The sequence below is a fragment of the Martelella sp. genome, from assembly GCF_984369615.1.
The window spans coordinates 1-3701 of record NZ_CFHTCS010000405.1 but is presented as its reverse complement, the minus strand read 5'-3'; the positions used below and the strand labels follow the sequence as shown (position 1 = coordinate 3701).

The 3701-nt window shown below is 65.8% G+C and carries 5 protein-coding genes; 3 read left to right on the top strand and 2 right to left on the bottom strand.

The annotated features are described in order from the left end of the window. Positions 1–233, bottom strand: a 233-nt coding sequence (locus tag AC5DC2_RS21185) for a serine acetyltransferase domain-containing protein (protein WP_491699917.1), incomplete at its 3' end; no start/stop codon positions are given. Between the two features lie 120 nt (positions 234–353). Continuing rightward, complete coding sequence (locus AC5DC2_RS21180; RefSeq protein WP_024707471.1) at positions 354–1133, bottom strand: alpha/beta fold hydrolase; 780 nt, start codon at positions 1131–1133, stop codon at positions 354–356. Between the two features lie 147 nt (positions 1134–1280). Between AC5DC2_RS21180 and AC5DC2_RS21175 the strand changes: the two genes are divergently transcribed. From AC5DC2_RS21175 to AC5DC2_RS21165, 3 genes are all read left to right on the top strand, one after another. Next, complete coding sequence (locus AC5DC2_RS21175) at positions 1281–1526, top strand: zinc-finger domain-containing protein (protein ID WP_024707472.1); 246 nt, start codon at positions 1281–1283, stop codon at positions 1524–1526. A gap of 58 nt (positions 1527–1584) precedes the next feature. Then, complete coding sequence (locus tag AC5DC2_RS21170; protein WP_491699916.1) at positions 1585–2754, top strand: FAD-dependent monooxygenase; 1170 nt, start codon at positions 1585–1587, stop codon at positions 2752–2754. 94 nt (positions 2755–2848) lie between these two features. Beyond that, positions 2849–3541, top strand: coding sequence for an SH3 domain-containing protein (locus AC5DC2_RS21165; RefSeq protein ID WP_491699915.1), 693 nt, complete (start codon positions 2849–2851; stop codon positions 3539–3541). The last annotated feature ends 160 nt before the right edge of the window (positions 3542–3701 follow it).

The following is a 3701-nucleotide window of genomic DNA, read 5'->3' as shown; positions in this document are numbered from 1 at the left end:
AAGGTCTGGCGCAGCAGGATCGCCTGGACGTCCGGATGATCGAGCCGCTCGCAGATGCGGTAGACGACGCAATCCTCAAGCGATGTGTGGTTCAGTATCGTCGAATAGAGAAAGGCGGCGAGGATCGGGTCCTTCTCAAGCGCGTATTCCGCCTCGGCCCTGAGGCTCGCCCAGATCGGGTCGACGGCCTTCAGGCTGGTCTCGTGACCGGTCTTGTCGGGATGTGCGGCCATCGTGGCCTCCTGTGGTTCGGGCGCCGCGCGCCTGTCCTTCCAACGAAGTCGCTTCTGTTCGGGCGCAAATATAGATCACTGCGAGCCGATTACAAATGCGCCCGCGGTCAGTTTTTCGTGTCAGCCGCCGTTCTCGCGCGCAAGGAATTCCAGAACGGCCTTCTTGAACACCTTGTCGCCGACGGCCAGCATGTGGTCGCGATTGGGAATATCGAGCGCGATCGCGTTCTGCATCTGCCCTGCCAGCGTCTGCGGCGAGCCCGCCAGATCGTCCTTCGTGCCGACGCCGATCAGCGTCGGCGCCGCGATCTTTCCGATCTCGTCCCGCGCAATGTTCTGGCGCGAGGTTTCGATGCAGGCGGCAAGGGCCAGGCGGTCGCTCTTCGTCTGGTCGGCAAAGGCGCGGAACATGCGTCCCTTCTCGTCGGTGACGTCATCGAGCGAAGGCGCCCTCAGGGCCGCCGCGATCGCGTCCCAGTCGCCCACCCCGTCGCAAAGGCCGATGCCGAGGCCGCCGAAGACGAGCGAGCGCACCTTTTGCGGATGGGCGAGCGCCAGATAGGCCGAGATCCGCGCGCCCATCGAATAGCCCATCACATGGGCGCTTTCGATTTCGAGATGCTCGAGCAGCGCCGCCGCGTCTCCGGCCATTAGCGCAGGATAATACACCTCGGGGTCATGCGGCTTGTCGCTTTGGCCGTGGCCGCGATTGTCGATCGCGATCACCCGGTAGCCGGCATCGCCAAGCGTCTTCAGCCAGCCCGGATGCACCCAGTTGACGGCCGCCGTCGAGGCGAAGCCGTGGATCAGCAGCACCGGCGCGCCCGCGCCCTCGTCGAAAAAGGCGAGTTCGAGCCCGTCATGTTCAAACGATCTGAACTGCGGAAGGTTGAGGTTCATCGCGGCCGTCTCCGTTGTCGACTTCTGCCCGAAAGACCCCGGCAAAAGGGTGGTTCAAAACCGCCCGCCATCGCAATTCGGGTACTACACATTTGCCGCGAAGAGTTATAGTGTCCGGGCCGAAAGCTCAAGGAACCGGAGACAATTATGGCTGGCCACGCGATCGCCCATTTCAAGAATGACGAAGGACACAGGACCATCGAGATCGGCGTCAAGGAATTCATGTGCGTCGGCGCGTCCGCACCGTTCGACCATCCGCATATCTTCATCGACATGGGCGATGACGACGAGGCGGTCTGTTCCTATTGCTCGACGCTCTACAAGTTCTCGCCGGCCCTTCACGGCGAAGAGACCAACCCGCCCGGCTGCGCCTACCGCGTCGACGCCGCCTGACCTAGCCCTCGGTCAGCGCCAGTCTCGTCATGGCGCGGCGACGGGTCGGGAGGAGAAGATGACGATTTCACACGCAGCCATTGTCGGCGCCGGCATTTCCGGCCTGACGGCCGCTCTGGCGCTTGCCCGGCACGGCATTTCCAGCGAGATCTTCGAGCAGGCGGATGCGCTCGCCGAAGTCGGCGCCGGTCTGCAAATTTCTCCCAATGCCTCGCGCTGCCTGGCGAAGATCGGCGTTCTCGGCCGGCTCGAGGGGCAGTGGCGGGAGCCGAAGAAAGTGGCGCTGGCCTCGGGCCTGACGCTCAGGGAGCTCGCGCACGTTCCCGTCGGCGAGGCGCGCAAGCGCTGGGGCGCGCCCTATGGCACGCTGCACCGCGCGACGCTGCAATCGGCGCTCAAACACGCCGTCGCGGATGAACCGCTCGCAACCCTCAGGCTCGGCGCCCGCATCGACAAGGCGAACAGGGCAGCGCTTTCCGGCAGGACGGAAAAACCCGCCGATATCATCATCTGCGCCGACGGCGTCTGGTCGCACAGCCGGCGTCAGATCAAGGGCGCGCCGGAAGCGCGCTTTTCCGGCAATATCGCCTGGCGCTTCGTGCTCTCTTCCGAAGACGCGCCCGGCTTTCTCGAGCGCGACAGCGTGACCGCCTTCATGGGACCGATGGCCCATCTCGTCGCCTATCCGCTGCGCGATGTCGGCGGCTTCAACCTCGTCGCCATCGCCGCCGGCGCAAGCGCCGGGGAAGCCTGGCACACCGAGGTCGACAGTAGCTGGAAAACGGCGCTGGAGCGCCACTTCAAGGGCTGGAACCCGGAGCTGACCCGGCTGTTTTCCGCTGACAAGCCAACCTTCTGGCCGCTCTACGAGGCGGGCGAAGGCAACTGGCACAACGGCAGCGACACAATTGTGATCGGCGATGCCGCCCACGCGCTGATGCCATTTTCCGCGCAAGGGGCGGCAATGGCGATCGAGGATGGTTTCGAACTGGCCGCCTTCCTCGCCGGCATGGAAGCGCCCCAGGCCTTCGAGGCTTTCGTCGCCCATCGCAAGCCGCGCCTTGCGGCGCTGCGCAAGCGCACCGGCTTCAACAAGTTCGCCTATCACGCGTCAGGACCCATTCGCATCGGCCGCGATATCGTGCTGAAGCTACGCTCGCCCGAAGCGCTCGCGGGCGAACTCGACTGGCTCTATGGCTATCACGCCTACGGGCTCGACCGGATCTGAGACCGGTGCGCGCCGAGAGGCGCGACATTTCGTTCATCCCCGTTTCAGCCTGCTGGTCTAGACTGGATCTCATCGCCCAACGGGGAGCAGAAACATGAAACTCCGCGCCTTCATCACCTCAACCGGCCTCGCGCTCGCCGCGACGCTTTTCGCCGTTCAGGCCGAGGCCCAGTCGGTGAACGCCTATGCGACGACCAGCGTCAACCTGCGTGCCGGCCCGTCAACCTCCTATCCGGTGGTCACCGTCGTGCCGGCGGGCGCGGCGATCGCCAATAATGGCTGCCTTGCCGACTACAGCTGGTGCGACGTGTCCTACGCCAATTATCGCGGATGGCTTGCCGCGCGCTACATGAAGGTGCCCTATCAGGGTCAACGCCAGGTGCTGACGCCGGGAATAGCCTTTGCCACCGGCATCGCCGTCACCGCCTTCTCCCAGTCCTACTGGAACAATTACTATCGCGGCTATCCCTGGTACGGGGCCTGGAACCGCTACCCGCCGCCGCCGCCGCCAAGGCCCTATCGGCCGCCGCCCGGCTGGCGCGCGCCGCCGGGCTGGGGCGGACCGCCGCCCGGATGGCGTCCGCCGCCCGGTTATCGTCCGGGCTGGGGCGCGCCGCCGCCGCACGCAGCCCCGCCGCCCTACCGTCCGCCACCGCATGCGGCACCGCCGCCGCATCGTCCGCCGCATCGTCCGCCGCCGGGCGCCCGCCCGCCCTATTACGGCCCGGGACCCGTGCGCCCCGGCCCATCCATGCGACCGGGCGAACGGCGCTTCGACCGCCGCTGAACGAACAAAAAGCCGGCGCGCCTCCCCAGGCCCGCCGGCTTTCTCGTTGCCGCAAAAGGTCCTAGAGCGCCGTGCGTCCGTTCGGACGCACAAAGGACGCTCTAACTGTGGAGCCTCAAGAGGTTGTCTCGGTTCATGCCGAGTCGACTGATCGGTGTTT

Coding starts and splice junctions, on each gene's coding strand:
- AC5DC2_RS21180 (WP_024707471.1), bottom strand. CDS start 1,133: ATGAACCTCAACCTTCCGCAGTTCAGATCGTTTGAACATGACGGGCTC.
- AC5DC2_RS21175 (WP_024707472.1), top strand. CDS start 1,281: ATGGCTGGCCACGCGATCGCCCATTTCAAGAATGACGAAGGACACAGG.
- AC5DC2_RS21170 (WP_491699916.1), top strand. CDS start 1,585: ATGACGATTTCACACGCAGCCATTGTCGGCGCCGGCATTTCCGGCCTG.
- AC5DC2_RS21165 (WP_491699915.1), top strand. CDS start 2,849: ATGAAACTCCGCGCCTTCATCACCTCAACCGGCCTCGCGCTCGCCGCG.